Raw genomic sequence first — 17,627 nt, 5'->3', positions numbered from 1 at the left:
TCTGCTCACTCAATCCATACATCATTTTGCAGCGCAATCAGACCGCGCAATTCATCATCAGACATTTCGGTGAGCCAATGTTCACCGGAGCCGACAACCTGCTCGGAAAGTGCCTTTTTGCTCTCGATCAGCTCGTCGATCCGCTCCTCCAGTGTACCTTGGCAAATCAGCTTGTGCACTTGTACATTGCGACTTTGACCAATACGGAATACACGGTCCGTCGCCTGGTTTTCCACTGCAGGATTCCACCAGCGGTCATAGTGAATGACATGGCTGGCACGTGTCAGGTTCAGACCCACGCCACCTGCACGCAGGGAAAGTACGAATATATTTGACCCTTCTCCCTGCTGGAAGTTGTGAACAATTTCATCACGTCTGGTTTTCGCCAGTCCTCCATGCAGAAAATACGGCTCTTCCCCGAAAATTTTGGCCAAACGAGAGACCAGCAATTCTCCCATCGACACATATTGGGTGAATATCAGCGCCGATTCGCCGTTCTCGCGAATCGTCTCTACCAATTCCAGCAGTCGCTCCATTTTGCCCGAGTTTTCAGTTTTACCACTATCAGCCCGGCCCGGAATGATCAGACCCGGATGGTCACAAATCTGCTTCAACTTGGTCAGTGAAGACAGAACAAGCCCTTTGCGAGCCATACCGATCTGCCCATCCAGTGTTCCCAATAATTGATCCACCACGCCCCGATACAATCCGGCCTGCTCTGGTGTCAGTACACAGTAGGATTTCAACTCCAGCTTCTCTGGCAAATCCTTGCGTATATCTGGGTCGCTTTTGAGACGACGCAGCATGAACGGGGAGACGAGGCGATGAAGCTCACGCAACGCGGACCCCCGTTCCTCTCCTGCCAGACTGTAACGCTGGCGGAATGAAGAAGCCGTACCAAGATAACCTGGATTCAGGAATTGAAAAATAGACCACAACTCGCTCAACCGATTTTCTACCGGAGTACCTGTCATGGCAATCCGGTGTGGTGCAGACAGCTTCATGACGCTTTGTGCTTGCTTTGTTCGTGCATTTTTTATATATTGCGCCTCATCCAACACGATGGAGGACCAGTATACCGCAGATAAATCGCTGCCATCCCGGCCCGCCAAATGATAGGTAGTGAGGACGATATCATACTCACGTACACTTTCCTGAAACAGCTCGCCGTGGAGTCGCTGGTTGCCATGGTGAATATACAGTGACAAATCCGGTGAAAAGCGCTTCAACTCGCGCTGCCAGTTGCCGAGCAAGGACGTCGGACAGATGATCAACGCCGGACGTTGATCATCTGCGCCGATGCCACCGTCGAGCAGGCAGGTGATGACCTGAATCGTTTTACCAAGTCCCATGTCGTCCGCAAGGCAGACGCCAAAGCCCAATCCGCGCATTGCAGCCAGCCATTGAAAGCCGCGCTCTTGATAGGGCCGTAATGCGCCATGCAGCGTCTCCGGCACAGGCCTTGGCTCTACCGAACGGAGTACGCCGCCCTCAGCCAAAGACGCAAGCAATCCGGCGGATTCCGCGCCAAAGATGGACAAGCCTTTCCATGAGGCCTCGCCTGCACTTTCATTTTCTGCAGCCAGATGCATCCATTCGGACAAGCTCATCTCACCATTTTCCCCGCGCTTGATAAAGCGCAGCACCTGACGGATTTCCTTGGGATCGACCTCGATCCATTCCCCTCCGAGACGTACATACGGCAAATTGGCCGCGACGATGCTTTCCAGTTCCTCCATCGTCAAAGTCGTATCACCCAGCACAGCCTCGGCATCAAACGAAATCATGCGGTTAATGCCGACAGACGATGTATCGGCAATCACACCATCTGGCTTGGCACCCTGCTCTGTCGAACGCATTTTGAGCCGCAAGCCTGCACGTCTTCGGCCCTCCCGGCTCCAGCGTGAAGGCATTTGCACGGTGATACCGTTCCTTTGTAATGCGGGAACGGCTTCCGTCAGGAAGCGGAAGAACAACTCTGGCTCCAGTGTCAGCCCCTCGGGATAAGGACGGTTCAACGCTTCTTGCAATATAGGTGCCGCTTCAGCTGCCTGTCCGAGCCTCATTAGCAGTTGCGCCTGCACTTGACGATATACAATTCCGCCGCGAACCAGATCACGTTCAGGATGCGCCCACAGTGCCAGAGCAGGCAATCGCAACCCCGGCTCAGCATCGCTTTCTGCCCAAAAGGTAATGCGCCATTCCTTCACACTCTCTTCCAGCGAAGGCTCCAAACGAAGGCACAACCGCAGTTGCCCTTCTGTCGGCTCCTTGTCTTCCCGTTCCGTGACAGGCATTGCGCTCCCTTCAAGAGAAGAAGCTTGAATCACCAGTTCCTCCATCTCCGCGGGCGTTCCCTGAATCGCCACCGGCCGGGAACCTGTCAGCAGACTGTTCCACCACAGCTCTGCCAGCGGCGATCCTCCGCGCCGATACTCTGCGCGATATCGGCCCAGCTCACGGTCTGATGCTGCCAGCACCGCGGTCGTTTCCGCATGGATGATCGCACACAAGAAGGAGTACAGCACGATTCCGGCTGCATCCTCGCGTGTTTCAGGCTCCTTGCCCGCAAAAACGGCCGGAGCCGCCATACAAACAGCCGGCATTGCAGCAGCCAGCTCATAAAAGCGGCGTATGTCCTCCTCTTGACACAGTCGAGGAATCCACACCCCGACAGCCGCATCGGGACCACGACGGCGCGGTCCCGATGGACGCGCCTCTGTAAGCGATGGCGCAATTTCGCCCCGCTGCATCAGCTCTAGCGCGAAATAAGCAGCTTTTTGCCAATATTGCATTTCCTCGCCCAGCGTAATGCCCGATGCCGCACAGCCCTTCTCGTCCATGCGGGTCAACAGTGCCATCGTCTCGCGCGGTTCCAGCGCCAAACCCTCCAATGTACGCCCCAGCATGGAACGTCTTTTGCCACCTCTGCCCGCGGTTTCCACACGAGCAGTGTTCGGTATCCGTACCTCAGCAAGACGCAACGCAGCCTGCCGAAACGGCCGAAGGTCTCCCTTTAGCGTCAGCCTGCGAATTACACTGCTCCACGCATCGATACGTGGTTCCGACGTCTCACCAGAAAAGCAAAAAAACACATCTCCGAGCCATATTCCATAAAGCGGTTGATTCATATCTGTCTCCCGTCCAGCCTTTTGAATTATTACTCTTCATCATATACGAAAACGGGCTCTTTTCAAAACTTTATCACAAAAATAAATGGAAAGTCATAAGTTAATAACCTTAAATATTCATGTGGTTAACTATAAATAAGAGAATCAATTTACAGGATTAATTGTCTTTTTCTTCATCATCCGCTTTTGCATCCTTCAGATAAGGGTTCAGGCTGTCTTGCAACAGTTGCTTGACCTGTACTCGCAGTTCTTTGGGATATACGACCTCGGCCTCTGGCCCGTATTTTAGTAAAAGTCGGGACACATATCTAAACTCTTCGACCGGAATATATCCCTGCCATTCCTGACTCTTCCCTTCGTGATGGGAAACATTTTGGAAGAGGGCATCTGATCCGGCCAGCCTGGCACCCAATGCGGTAAATTTTATTTTGGACGGAATTCCTATACGAGAATCCTCCGAAGCCAACCATTCCTGAAGCGTGGGAAGGCTGTCCAAGGTTTCGTCCAGCATCGTTATTGTGATCACCCGATCTGAACGGTACAGAATAATGCGGTCTCTGCTATGCGCTGGCATGTACCAATATCCGTGATCAAAATACAGTCCAATCGGATATACTTCGGTCCACTTTTCACCGGAAGCGGAGCGGTAATGCATGTTTACCCGGCGCTTATTCAGCGCAGCCTCCAAAATGATTGAGGTGTAGGGTGACTCTGCGTGAGTGGGTAGCATACGAAAAGAAATGTACTCCTTTAATTGATCGATACTGTCCTGCACATCCTGTGGAAGCTCGGCATAATAATACTCGGATAAATGTCCACGAACCGAGCCAAAAGGGATATCTGGAATGTTCTCCAACAGTTGCAGCATAAGAAAAAGACCCAAGGCCTCGTCGCGAGCAAGATGAAGGGGAGGAAGAAGCCGATTGGGGAGTGCCCGATACCCGCCATGAGGACCCATTTCGGTATAAAGGGGTAACCCGGTCTGCTGCAAATAGTCGAGATCTCTTTGTATCGTCCTGACGGAGACACCAAAACGTTCAGCCAGCTCACGCGCCGTATATTTTTTTCGGGAATCCAGTATCCTCATAAGAGCAATTCTGCGTTCGTTCATAAGGTACCCCTCTAACCAAAAATTAATTTTAAATGGCCGTTTAACTACGACATACTATGTCATAAATACATTGTAACATTAGGAAATAGAAAGGAGTGAATGAACTATGGAGGATTTGAAATCAAACGCAGTTGTGCTGTATATTGCCATGAGTCTCGACGGGTATATAGCTTTGCCGGACGGTTCGGTGGACTGGCTGTATGATGTTAAAGGGGATGGCGGGGACAATGGATATGCCGACTTTTACGACACCGTAGGTACAGTGCTGATGGGCAGGCTGACGTATGAGGAAGTATTGAAGCTCTCAGATGATTTCCCTTATGCTGGCAAGCCATGTTATGTGCTCACACGAGCATTAACGGAGCACCAGCAAGCGCCACATGTTACATTTACGGACGAAGCTCTGACTGAACTGGTTCCACGTCTACAAGAACAATCGGAAGGTGCGGTATGGCTAGTCGGTGGAGGCCAGTTAGTCCAGGCCTTCTTACAAGCTGGACTGCTGGAGAAGGCTGTTATTGCGATCATTCCCAAGGTGCTTGGACAAGGAATACCGTTATTTCCAGAGGGAACGCTGCCAAGTACGTTTAAGCTTAAAGAAATAGAACACCGCGGGGATATCGCTCTGCTCCATTACCATATATAATTTTGTTTACAGAAAAGCCTTCATATGTCAGGATCATGCAATCTTCCTGAAATATGAAGGCTTTATCGCGTGCTTTTGTTCATTATTTGGTCTTCAAATTATCCCATGTTCTCTGGAAATCCTCGAATAGCTTCCCGGCATCCGATTTACCTGCCACATAGGCTTGCATCTGACTTCCGAATTCTTGCTGTGCTCCTTCAGGATAGCGGCTAAAGAACCAGCCCAACAGTTTGTTTTCCTTACTGTATTTCACTACCTCAGCACCCAATTGGCCCATATCAGCCTCTGCCCCTTCGATGCTCTTGAACGCTGGAATAAACTTGAATTCCTTGGTGATATACTTTTTACCCTGCTCGGATGTCACCATCCAGTTTAAGAACTCTTTCGCCTCGGGTTTGACGGACGAATTTTTATTAACCACCCAGTTGTTGGCGACACCTACAAACAGCTTATCTCCGGCTGTTGCGTCTTCACCAATCGGCATAGGCAAAATCCCCAAATTTAGCTTAGGATTAATTCCGTCAATTTGGACCTGAGTCCAGTTCCCTTGCTGCATCATGGCAGCCTTTCCAGTGGCGAAATTCGTTACCTGCGTGTTGTAATCGGTCGTGAGCGGCTTCGAATTGCCATACTTCAGTGTCAGATCAAACAGCTTAACCCACTCGGCGAATACAGCGTTGCCCGGAATCTTTGCAGTTCCATCATTCAGTCCCTTGACGAAGGCCGAAGGGTCTGGCTGATTGGCAAATGCCACGTTCAGCAAATGATTGCCCAGCACCCAAAACTCCTGATATCCATTAGAAAATGGAGTAATTCCTGCAGCTTGGAGCTTTTGCGCAGCTCCCTCCAGTTCGGACAATGTTTTAGGGGTCTCCGTAATCCCCGCCTTCTTGAACAAATCCTTGTTATAAATAAAGCCGTACCCCTCCAGATTCATCGGCTGGCCATACAGCTTGCCGTCTTTGGTCATCGGCTCTTTGGCGACATCCACCACATCGCCAACCCAAGGCTGGTCAGACAGGTCCTCCAAATATTCCAGCCACGTATCCAGCTCGCGGTAACCTCCTACGTTAAAAATATCCGGTTGCTCCCCGGAGGCGAACTTGGCCTTTAACGCCGCACCATAGTCACTGCCCCCGCCCACGGTCTGAATATCGAGCTTGATGCCCGGATGAGATGCTTCGTATTCCGCTTTCATGCGATTCAGCGCCTCTGCAATCTCTACCTTAAACTGAAAAATGTGAATTGTTTTTTCCTTCACTTCCTCTTTGCCTGCGTTTTGTCCGCCACTGCTGTTACAACCTGCCAAAACCAGGGCAAAGGCCGCGAGAAGCAAGATGAGTGCTTGAGCTTTCTTTTTAAAAGTATGCGTTTTCATTTTCATGTTCCTTTCTATTCTAAATTCATATCAGATGAACTTGAAAAATTCATGTGGAAACGAAGCAAACGGAATGGTGCTGAACAAGCGATAGTGCTCGCCTTTGTCTCTAGATTCCCACCTTTATTCGTTTATTCAGGGGAATCTGGAGGCAGCAGCGATGGTAAGCACCATCCGTTTGCGTAGTGGCACACCATGTGCATTTCAGCTCATCGCCACACTCAACCTTTGACCGAGCCAGCCATAATACCTTGAATAATATATTTTTGCATGGCCAGAAAGAATACGATGACAGGCAAGATGCCCAGCACCAGAGCAGGCAAAGCCAAATCCCACTGCTTCGTGTATTGTCCGAAAAAAGCATAGGTCGCAATCGGAATTGTGCGCAGTTCAGCCTTTTGCAGTACCAGAGAAGGCAGGAGATAATCATTCCAAATCCAGAGCGTATTTAAAATAATAACAGTTACCATCATCGGCAGCATCAACGGATACACAATTCGGAAAAATACTCCGTAAGGCGTACAGCCGTCCACCGTAGCTGCTTCTTCCACCTCGACTGGCACACCTTTGACGAATCCATGAAAGAGAAAGATCGACATTGGAGCTCCAAATCCCAGATAACAGATTACCAGACCACTTATACTGTTCATTAAATCCAGTGTACTTACAACCTTGACCAAAGGAATCATCACCGATTGAAAAGGAATCACCATGGCAGCTACGAACAGGCTGAACAACACTCGATTATAACGCGTCGGACGCCGGACCATTCGGTAAGCAGCCATTGAGCTGATCAGTACGAGCAGTAGATTACTAATTACCGTAACCACGAGTGAATTCCATAAAGCTTCGGGAAAACGCGTGATGCTCCACGCTCTAGCGTAGTTGCTCCATACAAAGGTTTGTGGCCAGGCCGCAGAATCGGTGAGCAGGTCACCAAAGCTTTTGACCGAATTCACGAATAAAAAGTAAAACGGGACAAGGAATAACAATGCGACGAGGATCATCACCATCTCGGTCGCCCATGTTCCAAAGCGGTAGCGCTTGCTTGTTTCCATTTACGCTTCCACCTCCCGACTTTTCGTCAGTCGTACCTGAAGGCTCGTAACCAGAGCAACAATGATAAAGAAAATGAGTGCTTTAGCTGTTCCCAGCCCATAACGATTATTCACAAACGCTTCATTGTAAATATTGAGTGCAACCGACTCTGTCGACCCGAAGGGACCGCCTTTGGTCAGTGACAAATTGAGATCGAACATTTTGAATGACCATGATATCGCCAGGAAAAGACATACCGTAACGGCAGGCATGATCAAAGGAAGTATAATCGACCGCAAAATTTGCATCCGGCTTGCTCCGTCAATTTCAGCTGCTTCCAGCATATCGCGGGGCACATTGGTCAGGGAAGAGATGTAAATAACCATCAAATACCCGGCAGTTTGCCAGATAAACACGATTACAATGCCCCAGAAGGCGGTGATCTCATCTCCCAACCAGGACAGGTTGAAGAAGGACCAGTTCGTGCTCTCTCCGATTGCTGCAAATCCCTTGACGAAAATAAACTGCCAGATAAAGCCCAGCAACAGACCTCCGATCACATTGGGCATAAAAAAGATGGTCCTTAGTACATTTTTTGTTTTCAGCGGTTTGGTTAGAAAATACGCCAGCAGAAAGCCAAAAATATTCGCAGCCACCACTCCTACCACCGTAAAACGGACCGTAAACCAGAACGCTGTCCCAAATTTGTCATCATTCCATAAAATGTGACTGAAATTATCCAGCCCCACCCACTTTGCCTCATTGGCTACCCCATTCCACTCTGTAAAAGAATAGTACATTCCGAGCATAAAAGGGATTACAATAATGATAACGAAAAATAACGTCGACGGCCCTACAAAAATCCATTGCTGGAGCCATTGCGACGACTTGGCGCGATTCAATCCGATCCCCCCCTTTTGTTGTCTGTTGGTGTCTGGAACGCTCCCTTACGGCTTTCCTTCAGCAGCATGATGCTTGGGCCGTACGGATATGCGATTCACATGTTCATTATGTCGAATAAGCGCTCTCGAGAACACGTAGGATCGTGAACCATTAGGGGGGAAAATATTGACCTCTGGCTCAACTTGAATTGTGAAAGGAGCTCACTGCATGAAATTTCACAGCATTCGTTCCCGCCTGATCTGGTTTTTGCTCATTGCCGTCACTCTGCCGCTGCTGCTGTCGATGACAATGACCTTCGTTCTCACCAAGCAATCCTTGCGTGAGCAGGCTACACAAGAAAATGAACGGCTTATCTTTCAGGGAATTACGAATCTGGATAACTATTTACAGGGGCTGAATCGCGCGTCCATCGGAGTCTATAATGATCCTCATTTTCTGCGTAATCTGGCCAAAATCCCAGATGATTACCGGGCCGTCGCTGAAATTTACACCACGCTGCAAACGATGATGAATGCTTCGTCAGGCATTGACCAAGTGTATTTGCATTCTTTTGAGGCGGGGCAATCCACGTTGATTACCAGTACAGTCCCGCTACGGGAATTCCGGCTGGCGCCCTTTACTGGTTCTATTCATTACGGCCCTTCCGGACTATTCATACAGCCTTCGCACATGAAGCATTTGTACGGCTTTTCGGCGGTTTCCTATGCGGAGCACAGCACAGAGCGGCAGGTATTTACACTTCATCGGGCGATTCGGAACATTCCTGCCTCAGAGACGCTTGGGGTACTCGCTATAGATGTTGATCTGGAGCCGCTGCGCAGTATTTGCCGTCAATTGTATGATGCGGATACAGAGGAGTTGTATTTGATCGATCGGAACGGAACAATCATATATAGCGGAAAAGAAGCATCGATTGGAACACACTGGAAGGAATCTGACCTGCTCAATCGAATTTCTAAAGAAGGCGAGCACGGAGTGATTGAGGATGATACGGCACTGCACGTGTATGGCAAGCTGGATGCCAACCTGTCAGGCTGGACGCTCGTCAAGAAAATTCCACATCGTACGCTGTATATACGGGCTACCCGCCTGACTCAGATCAATGCGGTCATTACAGGCGCAGCGTTGCTACTCGTCATTGTTGCCACGTTATGGATTTCGATAAAAATCACGGAACCTATTAAGCGACTGACTCGCTACATAAAGCAGATTCAGTCCGGTCAACTGGATGTAGACATCCGGGCTATGAGTAACGATGAGATCGGAGTGCTGTCGCGCCGTTTCAGACAGATGATGGATACCATCAATAACCTCATTTTGCAGGAATACAAGCTGGAGCTGGCTAATAAGACACATCAATTGAAAGCGCTTCAAGCACAGATTAATCCTCACTTTTTATATAATACGCTACAGTCTATTGGAACCCTGGCTCTACAGCATGAGGTGCCGCGAATTTATTCTCTGCTCTCTTCCCTTGCCAAAATGCTGCGTTATAATATGCGTGACCATACGGTCGTAACACTTAAGGAAGAAGCCGAACATGTAAAACAATATCTTGATTTACAAAAGGAACGCTTCGGTGAGCAATTAGAGGTCACTTACCAGTGGGAATATGAGGTCCTGAATGATCGGGTGCCTAAAATGATTCTCCAACCGTTGGTGGAAAACTACTTTAAACACGGTGCAGATCCCCGGCTGGGACCCGGTGAAATTCGCATTACAGGCAGCCGAATCCGGGAAGGTATTGTGAAAATAACCGTGGAAAATAACGGAACTTCCATTCCACAGGCCGAGTTAGAACAGCTCCAGCATATGTTAAAACGTCCGCTGAAAGCCTACGAGGAGCCAGACACTAGCGAGCAGGACTCCATTGGCCTTCGTAATGTTCTATTGCGTATTCAGCTTCACTCGGAGGATGGTTCTAACACCCTGTGCGTAGACAACATTCTGCCTCATGGCGTCCGTTATACACTCGAAATTCGTACTGAAGTCCCTACGGAAATTCATATTAAGGGAGAGTGATCTGTCAATGAAAGTCCTGATTGTAGATGATGAGAAGCATGTACGCCATGCCATACGGATGCTCGTACATTGGGAAGCTTGCGGTGTGAGCGAGGTGATTGAGGCTGAGTCGGGCGATCAGGCGATTGAGGTCATTACCGCCCTTTCCCCACCTGTTGTACTCACGGATATGCGGATGCCCGGCAAGGATGGAGTAGCACTGATGGAGTGGATTCAAGTCAATTCCCCAGCAACCCGAGTCGTGGTGGTCAGTGGCTATGATGATTTTGAGTTGGTTCGACAGGTCATCCGCCGGGGAGGCATGGACTATATTCTTAAGCCCGTGGATCCAGTCGAGATTAACGAGGCTCTTAATAAAGCCACTCAAGCCTGGCGGACAGCGGAGCAAGACCGGAACAGGCAGACGATGCAGGCAATGGAGGTCAATCGGATGAGGCCGCACTATGCTGATAAGCTCCTGACTGAAATCGTTTCCGGTATAGCGAATACCCCTCTTTCCATTACGCCCTTACGTGAGGAGCTACGTCTTCCTGCAGCTATTCAGATATGTAATGCAGCTGTGATGAGCACCACTCAGCTGGATGCCGATATACTGGACAAATATAAAACGCGCCGTGCGCTTTTGAGCTTTTCCCTCATTAACATCTGCAACGAATTTCTTGGAACTTCTCAAACCGGAATTGCATTCCGTCATCTGGAGCGTATGGACGAAATTATTCTGCTGTATTGGGGCGAGCCATCTCGTTGGCCGCTGCTCTTGCAGGATATTCACACAGGGATCAAAACGGCTTTGCGGTGTTACATGCACATCGGGGTTGGCTCTTTTGGCTCTTTTGGCGCTTTTCCCATAGCGGCAGCCACTGCCTACCAAGAGGCACGGCAAGCGTTGTGGAAACGGGATGTGTTGCAAACCGCCGACTGGATGCACCAGAGTTCCCAGACACGCCAGAGCATTCGTCTTCCCCAGTTGCCTGAGATGGAAGAGGAACTGCGGCTTAGTGCGCTCAGCTGTAATGCCAATCGTGTGTCGATAGCGGTAGGCCATTGGATAGCAGCCGTAGCCGAGCTACCTTCGGTGACAGCAGAGCAGCTAGCCAGTTGGAATCAGGAGTTGGACTGGATGCTGGCCCGCTGGCTGAATGACAGACCTGGAGATACCGATGGCGAGGAACTGGCAGATGAGTCCGGCTCCATTCATGCCTTGCCGGTCGACAACCGTGGCATGCTTTCATTGCCCTTATGGCAAAGACAGGTCGAAAACCGACTGTTGGCAGCTGGTCAGGCACTTACACCAAGCCATAGCCCAAACAACCCGACCATACGTGATATTGCCCGCTATCTGGATGCACACTATAACGAGGACATTTCTCTACAGGATATGGCGAGCCGCTTTTACCTCAGTCGGGAATATATTTCTCGTAAATTCAAGCAGGAGTATGGGGTTAATCTGTCGGACTATTTGTGCCAGATCAGGATGGGCAAGGCAAAGCTATTACTGCTGAATGACAAGCTGCGCCTTCATCATATTGCCGGTATGGTCGGGTATCAGGATGAAAAATACTTTGGCAAGGTGTTCAAAAAACTGGAGGGGGTCACGCCCGGCGAATTCAGAAAACGCCATTCTGCAAATCCTCAGCCGTTACCGCATACAGCACGTGATCTTCCCACACACCATTAATCTTCAAATAGTTGAGAGCCAGCCCTTCGCGGCGAAATCCTGCCTTTTCCATCACTCGATTGGAAGGCGTATTTCTTGGCATCACTCCAGCTTGAATACGGTGTAATTCCAACTCATTCAGGGCGTAGCGTACGATATCCTTCACTGCGGAAGTCGCATAGCCTTGTCCGTGGTATGCAGGATCTACAAAGTAGCCCAGATTGGCGTTTTGAAAGGGGCCTCTAGCGATACCCGACAGCTCCATTCTGCCAATCAGCTTATCATTTTCCGGCAAAAAAAGTCCAAACGTATATCCCTGACCGGCTTGTGCCGCTTCCAAACCGTTGGAAATCAGACGCGCCTGTTCTTCCAGCGTAAAGTAAATTTCAGGTCGTTCTGGCTCGAACGGTTTGAAGAAATCAAAATTTTCACGTCTGATCTCTAATAAACGTTCTGCATCATTGACTTGTAACAGTCGAATCTGTAGCCCCGGATGGGTAGACTTAATCAAAATTACGCCATTAGCTGCATGTAGCATTGTCATTTTCCTTCTTTCTCAGTTATTCCTATATTATTGTGTTCACGGTCACGAGACAGGAAAATACCCCAGGTGCATGAGAGCAACCTAGGGTATCTCCATCATTCAAAATTTAGTCCGTAACAGGCATCCAGCCTGGAAGGGTCGTCAATACATTCCACAAATAGTCAGGAATGACTAGCTCCTGCTGAGCTTGTTTGGATAATGTCGTGCGAATAGTATCTTCTGTGCCGTTTTTCACCTTCTGAACCCATTGCGGCTCCATCAAAAGCGGACGTCCCAGCGATACAAGCGGTACACCTGTCTCCAGTGCTGCAAGCGCCTCGTCCGGTGTATTCAGCGACCCGACTCCCATAATCGGCACACGGTTACCTACCTTCTCATGGATGAGAACGGTACGTGACCGTTCGTCACTACGGTCACGGAACGAACCACCGAAGAAATGATTTACGGAAATGTGCAGGTAATCCAGCCCTTGATCCGCCAGACGGTCTACAAGCACCATCGTATCATCCAGCGTAATGCCTGGTGTGTGTCCTTCCTCAGGAGACAAGCGGTATCCAAAGATGAATGGCCGCTTTGCATGTTCTGCGATCACTTTCTTCACTTCGTGAACAATCGCCAGCGGGAAGGTCATTCGTTTTTCAACACTTCCTCCCCATTCATCGGTACGAAGGTTGGAGTGCGGGGAGAAGAACTGCTGCACCAGGTAACCGTTCGCTCCGTGAAGCTCCACACCATCATAGCCTGCTTCAATCGCGCGGCGAGTCGCTTCGCCATAGGCACGGATGACGCGGTGGATATCGTCGGATGTCATTTCACGCGGTACAGGCGCGCCTTCTTTCTCCTCGGCTACTGCGCTTGCACTGATCGGCTGTCCATCTGGTATTTGATCCGGTGGACACAGGCGGCCACCATGATAAATTTGCAGGATCGCTTTTGCGCCCTCTTGATGAATCGTATCTGCCAGGCGGCGCAGGCTCGGAATCATTTCATCCTTGTCCGCACCAAACTCATTAACAAAGCCTTTACCATCTGGAGTTACATACACACAAGCGGTAATAACCGCGCCCACCCCACCGGAACGTTCACGGTAGTATGCCAGCTCCTGGTCACTGACTTCACCATTTTCGTGGGAAGCAAAGTTAGTCATAGGGGCCATGGTAATACGGTTCTTCAACGTAACACCGGATGGCAGAGTAAAAGCTTCAAATAGAGAATTATATTTTGGGTTCATTCGTTCTCTCTCCTTCAGTTTAAATCAGATCAGATAATATGAGGCTGTTGAGCATGAAGCCGAATATGAATTCGATGCAGTTTTCCTTCCATAACGAACTCAAACTACTGTTGCTTACTTAAATACAGTGGTTGTAACAACCACAGTATAATGATCCGCAACTATAAAGTCAAATCTATCCTTTCTGACCTTCCCTAAACGGTTCGAAAAAGCTGAACCGCAGCCACTTGTCACAAGCCACTGACAAAGCTTAATGGTTCCCGGATGTGCTGTTCTTCTCCTCCCGGCGGGAAAACCAGGTGGCGAGCAACGAGCCGGAAATATTATGCCACACGCTAAAAATTGCACTCGGTACAGCAGCAATCGGATTAAAATGAGCTGCTGCCAGCGCAGCGCCCAGTCCGGAATTCTGCATTCCCGTTTCCAGCGTAACAGCTTTACGCTTGGAAAGATTCATACCGAATAGCTTGGCAAACCAATATCCGAGCAGGAACCCGATACCGTTATGCAAAATAACCACACCAAAAATAATCGGGCCTGTCTCCAAAATCTTGCCCTTGCTGCCTGCAATCACAATAGCCACGATGAGCATAATCACCAGTGTTGATATGAGCGGCAGCGCCTGTACACTGGCTTCTGCCTGTTTGCGAAATAGCGATTTGACGATAACACCCAGCACAATGGGAACAATAACCACGATGAGAATATCCATGATCAGCGACTTCGCATCAATATTCATCCAACGTCCAGCAAGCAGGTTAATCATGGCCGGGGTAGCCAGTGGAGCAATCAGCGTCGACACCGAAGCAATCGACACGCCCAATGCCACGTCGCCTTTGGATAAGAGCGTCATTACGTTGGACGCGGTTCCACTCGGGCAACAGCCTACCAAAATGACACCTACCGCAATATCCGATGGCAGCTGCAATACTAATGCCAATCCAAAGGCCAGTAACGGCATAATCAGATAATGTCCGACCACGCCAATAGCCACATCCACTGGACGCCGGAATACTTCACGAAAGTCAGCCGCAGATAAAGTCAGCCCCATCCCGAACATGACAATGCCCAAAAATAACTGTATGTATCCTTTCAACCCTGTAAACGCCGCAGGAAAGAAAAATCCCAAACATGCAAATAAAAGTACCCAGATGGAAAAGGTTCCTCCTACAAATTTCCCTACTTTCTCCAAGCCATTCATTCTACTTATCTCCTTACTTCTATATAATTTGAATTTGAGGAAATTCTGCTTATATAGTGCTTAAAATTTTCACCATTGTACTACATATGACTGCATATACATACAACTTTTTATGATTTTACCGGGATCAAGAAACTTTTTCCGGTAAGGACATATTCGAAAGCAAAGTGGGTATATTCATAATAGAAGTTTGTGACCAGTCGGTCATTTTTGGATCATCATTCGTTGAGGAGGAGATATCCCTATGTCACGAAGCCATCCGTATAAATGGTGGAATATTATTGCATTTATCGCTGTCGTTCTCGTTAACATTCTGGCTTCTACACTTCCTATCGGCGGCAGAAGCACTGCTGCTGTATCCAACATGTACCCAACCTTGATCACCCCAGCGGGTTACGCTTTTTCCATCTGGTCGGTCATCTACGTACTGCTCGCCTGCTTTGTCGTGTACCAAGCTACACCTACAGGTCAAGCCAAGACAAGCGTTCAGTCCATCGGTATTTTTTTTATTCTAAGCTGTCTCTTCAATATCATCTGGATTTTCCTCTGGCAGTATGTATACGTAGAGCTGTGCGTCATCGTCATTATTCTATACTTGCTTTCCTTGAGCGTCGTGTATGTACGTACCCGCACGCCGCAGCCAACCCGCGGAGAAATGTGGTTCGTCAAGCTACCGTTCAGCCTCAACCTCGGTTGGGTATCCGTTGCTACTATTATCAACATTACAGTGGCACTGGAAAAGAATGAATGGAGTGGCTGGGGACTGAGCGATACGACATGGGCGATCATTATCCTGCTCATCGGCACCCTATTGGCGATCATGGTCAGCTTCCCTTATCGCGACAGCATTTATCCTCTCGTATTTGTATGGGCCTATGTCGCCATCGCCGTCGAGCATCCGAACAATGAAAATGTACGGCTGGCTGCATTGATCTTGGCGGCAATCATTCTAGTGTACGCGCTATGGCTATTCTTTGCCCGTAATCGGGACCGAGATTAAAGAAAACTAATATTATCTCCTAGCCAGAACAAGCGAGTTTGGGTCTGAATCATCTAGCCCAAGCTCGCTTGCTTTGTTTATTCATTTTAACCATGTGATTAGGTATAGACTTTAATCAAATCTATAAGCTTGCTTGTCGAGTGATCTGCATTTATTTTCTTCATATTGATAATATAATCCGACCTTTTTTCATACAAACGAAGAATCATGTCGACAAATCGTTCAGATTCCAACTCTTCTTCTTCTAAAAACTCACAAAAGCCTTGCGCTTTAAATGATTTGGCATTTAGAATTTGATCTCCCCGGCTAACCGCCTTTGAAAGAGGGATCAATAGCATCGGCTTCCGCAGCGTCAAGAATTCAAAAATGGAATTTGAACCCGCCCTAGAAACAACCATATTTGCCATCGCCATAACATCCGCCAGTTCATCATTTATGTATTCAAACTGCTTGTAGCCATACATATGAATGGAATGATTCACTTGGTCTTTACCACAAATATGCACGATTTGAAAATGAACGAGCAAAGCCTCTAAATTCATCCAGACCATCTCATTGATCTTCTTGGAACCCAAACTCCCACCCATGATCAGAATGATCGGCTTATTTCGAGTAAATCCGCAATAGGTCAAACCTGTGGCTGCCTCCCCATCTTTTAGTTCATCTCTCACAATAGCACCTACATACCGGGTATGCTTAGAGCGAAAGTACTGAATGGTTTCAGGAAAGGTAGTACAAATTTCTGTAGCAAATGTGCTGGAAATCTTATTAGCTAATCCAGGGGTAATATCTGATTCATGAATGATTACAGGGACTTTATTCAACCACCCAGCCAATACCACAGGAACCGAAACAAACCCGCCTTTTGAAAAAATAATATCCGGTTTTTCTTTTCTTATAATCCGGTACGCTTGAGAAATCCCCTTCAGCACTTTAAAAGGGTCCTTAAAATTATTCCAATCAAAATATCTGCGCAATTTCCCAGTTGAGATACTAAAATAACGCACATCTTCCAGTCCAGAAATCAATTTTCTTTCAATCCCTTGTTCAGAGCCTATGTATTGGACACTCCAATGTTGTTCCAGTAAGTGAGGAATCAAAGCTAGGTTTACTGCTACATGTCCTGAAGAGCCTCCACCAGTGAAAATTATTTTTTTAATCATCTCCACCTCCACTCTGTATTCAAAAAAAACAAAACACATTAAATCTGAGCAACCGGGTGCCTCTATTTAATAGGGACACCCGGTTGCCATACAAACTTTTTATTTTATGAACGGACCTTTCAGACTATTCGCCCTTCAATGCAATGACTTCAATCTCCACCAGTGCATCCTTAGGCAGACGAGCTACCTCCACCGCACTACGCGCTGGGTATGGTTGCTCGAAGAAAGAACTGTACACCTCATTGACGCTGACAAAATCGTTCATGTCCTTCAGGAATACAGTCGCTTTCACAACCTGGTTCATGTTGCTGCCTGCCGCTTCCAGAATGGCTTGTACGTTGCTCAAGGACAGGCGTGCCTGCTCCTGTACATCCTTACCAAACTCACCTGTTGCCGGATTCAGTCCAAGCTGTCCCGAAGTGTAAATAAACCCGCCTGCCTCTACCGCTTGGCTATAAGGGCCGATAGCACCGGGTGCTTTTTCAGTAGCAATTGTTTTTTTCATATGGGTTGGATTCTCCTTCCTGATACTGGTTCACCGTATTATAGCATGTGAAGTCCAAAGCCACTATTCCGTGCGACGGATTAACGCACTGGGTTTC

General features: G+C 48.4%; 14 protein-coding genes. 4 read left to right on the top strand and 10 right to left on the bottom strand.

The features are described 5' to 3' along the window. Positions 1–5: 5 nt before the first annotated feature. Positions 6–3,131, bottom strand: a complete 3,126-nt coding sequence (locus KAI37_RS02685; protein WP_076293259.1) for a DEAD/DEAH box helicase — start codon at positions 3,129–3,131, stop codon at positions 6–8. Between the two features lie 157 nt (positions 3,132–3,288). Continuing rightward, the gene (locus KAI37_RS02680; protein ID WP_071639384.1) at positions 3,289–4,242 is read right to left on the bottom strand and encodes a helix-turn-helix transcriptional regulator; all 954 of its coding nucleotides are present in this window, start codon (positions 4,240–4,242) and stop codon (positions 3,289–3,291) included. A gap of 106 nt (positions 4,243–4,348) precedes the next feature. On the opposite strand from KAI37_RS02680, the gene KAI37_RS02675 reads away from it, so the two are divergent. After that, positions 4,349–4,888: a dihydrofolate reductase family protein gene (locus KAI37_RS02675; protein WP_071639383.1), complete on the top strand. Its 540-nt coding sequence runs from the start codon at positions 4,349–4,351 to the stop codon at positions 4,886–4,888. An 82-nt stretch (positions 4,889–4,970) separates the two neighbouring features. Here the strand turns inward: KAI37_RS02675 and KAI37_RS02670 are convergent, their stop codons facing one another. The 3 genes from KAI37_RS02670 to KAI37_RS02660 form a co-directional block, all read right to left on the bottom strand. Then, on the bottom strand, positions 4,971–6,266 hold the full coding sequence (locus KAI37_RS02670; protein ID WP_071639382.1) for an ABC transporter substrate-binding protein: 1,296 nt from the start codon (positions 6,264–6,266) through the stop codon (positions 4,971–4,973). Between the two features lie 221 nt (positions 6,267–6,487). Next, the gene (locus KAI37_RS02665; RefSeq protein WP_023986791.1) at positions 6,488–7,324 is read right to left on the bottom strand and encodes a carbohydrate ABC transporter permease; all 837 of its coding nucleotides are present in this window, start codon (positions 7,322–7,324) and stop codon (positions 6,488–6,490) included. Further along, positions 7,325–8,206 carry a carbohydrate ABC transporter permease gene (locus KAI37_RS02660; protein ID WP_023986790.1) on the bottom strand — a complete coding sequence of 294 codons (882 nt, stop codon included), beginning with the start codon at positions 8,204–8,206 and terminating at the stop codon, positions 7,325–7,327. A 208-nt stretch (positions 8,207–8,414) separates the two neighbouring features. Between KAI37_RS02660 and KAI37_RS02655 the strand changes: the two genes are divergently transcribed. Together KAI37_RS02655 and KAI37_RS02650 are read left to right on the top strand one after the other, a co-directional pair. Beyond that, on the top strand, positions 8,415–10,229 hold the full coding sequence (locus tag KAI37_RS02655) for a sensor histidine kinase (protein ID WP_220030674.1): 1,815 nt from the start codon (positions 8,415–8,417) through the stop codon (positions 10,227–10,229). A 7-nt stretch (positions 10,230–10,236) separates the two neighbouring features. After that, a complete protein-coding gene (locus KAI37_RS02650; RefSeq protein WP_220030673.1) occupies positions 10,237–11,907 on the top strand; it encodes a response regulator transcription factor in 1,671 nt (556 codons plus the stop codon). Here the strand turns inward: KAI37_RS02650 and KAI37_RS02645 are convergent. The 3 genes from KAI37_RS02645 to KAI37_RS02635 all read right to left on the bottom strand — a co-directional run bounded on the left by KAI37_RS02645 (position 11,837) and on the right by KAI37_RS02635 (position 14,862). After that, the gene (locus KAI37_RS02645) at positions 11,837–12,424 is read right to left on the bottom strand and encodes a GNAT family N-acetyltransferase (protein WP_071639379.1); all 588 of its coding nucleotides are present in this window, start codon (positions 12,422–12,424) and stop codon (positions 11,837–11,839) included. The two genes, KAI37_RS02650 and KAI37_RS02645, sit on opposite strands and share 71 nt — an antisense overlap. Before the next feature lie 112 nt (positions 12,425–12,536). Further along, positions 12,537–13,661 (bottom strand): NADH-dependent flavin oxidoreductase, encoded by a 1,125-nt coding sequence (locus KAI37_RS02640; RefSeq protein ID WP_071639378.1) that lies wholly within the window; start codon positions 13,659–13,661, stop codon positions 12,537–12,539. A gap of 250 nt (positions 13,662–13,911) precedes the next feature. Further along, the gene (locus KAI37_RS02635) at positions 13,912–14,862 is read right to left on the bottom strand and encodes a bile acid:sodium symporter family protein (RefSeq protein ID WP_071639377.1); all 951 of its coding nucleotides are present in this window, start codon (positions 14,860–14,862) and stop codon (positions 13,912–13,914) included. 244 nt (positions 14,863–15,106) lie between these two features. Here KAI37_RS02635 and KAI37_RS02630 point away from each other — a divergent pair, with 244 nt between their 5' ends. Continuing rightward, positions 15,107–15,862 carry a TspO/MBR family protein gene (locus tag KAI37_RS02630; protein ID WP_071639376.1) on the top strand — a complete coding sequence of 252 codons (756 nt, stop codon included), beginning with the start codon at positions 15,107–15,109 and terminating at the stop codon, positions 15,860–15,862. Between the two features lie 98 nt (positions 15,863–15,960). On the opposite strand, the gene KAI37_RS02625 is transcribed toward KAI37_RS02630, so the two are convergent. Together KAI37_RS02625 and KAI37_RS02620 are read right to left on the bottom strand one after the other, a co-directional pair. Next, the gene (locus KAI37_RS02625) at positions 15,961–17,025 is read right to left on the bottom strand and encodes an undecaprenyldiphospho-muramoylpentapeptide beta-N-acetylglucosaminyltransferase (protein ID WP_076293266.1); all 1,065 of its coding nucleotides are present in this window, start codon (positions 17,023–17,025) and stop codon (positions 15,961–15,963) included. A gap of 124 nt (positions 17,026–17,149) precedes the next feature. After that, on the bottom strand, positions 17,150–17,530 hold the full coding sequence (locus KAI37_RS02620; RefSeq protein WP_013308546.1) for a RidA family protein: 381 nt from the start codon (positions 17,528–17,530) through the stop codon (positions 17,150–17,152). Between the last annotated feature and the right edge of the window lie 97 nt (positions 17,531–17,627).

Origin of the sequence: Paenibacillus sp. S25 (genome assembly GCF_019454085.1) — a bacterium.
GTDB classification, from domain to species: Bacteria; Bacillota; Bacilli; order Paenibacillales; family Paenibacillaceae; genus Paenibacillus; species Paenibacillus polymyxa_B.
The sequence above is the reverse complement of the archived record's forward strand: the minus strand, read 5'-3'. Positions and strand labels throughout refer to the sequence as shown.

What these genes read in the sequence shown, in the direction of transcription:
- KAI37_RS02685 (WP_076293259.1), bottom strand. Translation starts at nt 3,131, where the DNA reads ATGAATCAACCGCTTTATGGAATATGGCTCGGAGATGTGTTTTTTTGC.
- KAI37_RS02680 (WP_071639384.1), bottom strand. Translation starts at nt 4,242, where the DNA reads ATGAACGAACGCAGAATTGCTCTTATGAGGATACTGGATTCCCGAAAA.
- KAI37_RS02675 (WP_071639383.1), top strand. Translation starts at nt 4,349, where the DNA reads ATGGAGGATTTGAAATCAAACGCAGTTGTGCTGTATATTGCCATGAGT.
- KAI37_RS02670 (WP_071639382.1), bottom strand. Translation starts at nt 6,266, where the DNA reads ATGAAAACGCATACTTTTAAAAAGAAAGCTCAAGCACTCATCTTGCTT.
- KAI37_RS02665 (WP_023986791.1), bottom strand. Translation starts at nt 7,324, where the DNA reads ATGGAAACAAGCAAGCGCTACCGCTTTGGAACATGGGCGACCGAGATG.
- KAI37_RS02655 (WP_220030674.1), top strand. Translation starts at nt 8,415, where the DNA reads ATGAAATTTCACAGCATTCGTTCCCGCCTGATCTGGTTTTTGCTCATT.
- KAI37_RS02650 (WP_220030673.1), top strand. Translation starts at nt 10,237, where the DNA reads ATGAAAGTCCTGATTGTAGATGATGAGAAGCATGTACGCCATGCCATA.
- KAI37_RS02645 (WP_071639379.1), bottom strand. Translation starts at nt 12,424, where the DNA reads ATGCTACATGCAGCTAATGGCGTAATTTTGATTAAGTCTACCCATCCG.
- KAI37_RS02640 (WP_071639378.1), bottom strand. Translation starts at nt 13,661, where the DNA reads ATGAACCCAAAATATAATTCTCTATTTGAAGCTTTTACTCTGCCATCC.
- KAI37_RS02635 (WP_071639377.1), bottom strand. Translation starts at nt 14,862, where the DNA reads ATGAATGGCTTGGAGAAAGTAGGGAAATTTGTAGGAGGAACCTTTTCC.
- KAI37_RS02630 (WP_071639376.1), top strand. Translation starts at nt 15,107, where the DNA reads ATGTCACGAAGCCATCCGTATAAATGGTGGAATATTATTGCATTTATC.
- KAI37_RS02625 (WP_076293266.1), bottom strand. Translation starts at nt 17,025, where the DNA reads ATGATTAAAAAAATAATTTTCACTGGTGGAGGCTCTTCAGGACATGTA.
- KAI37_RS02620 (WP_013308546.1), bottom strand. Translation starts at nt 17,530, where the DNA reads ATGAAAAAAACAATTGCTACTGAAAAAGCACCCGGTGCTATCGGCCCT.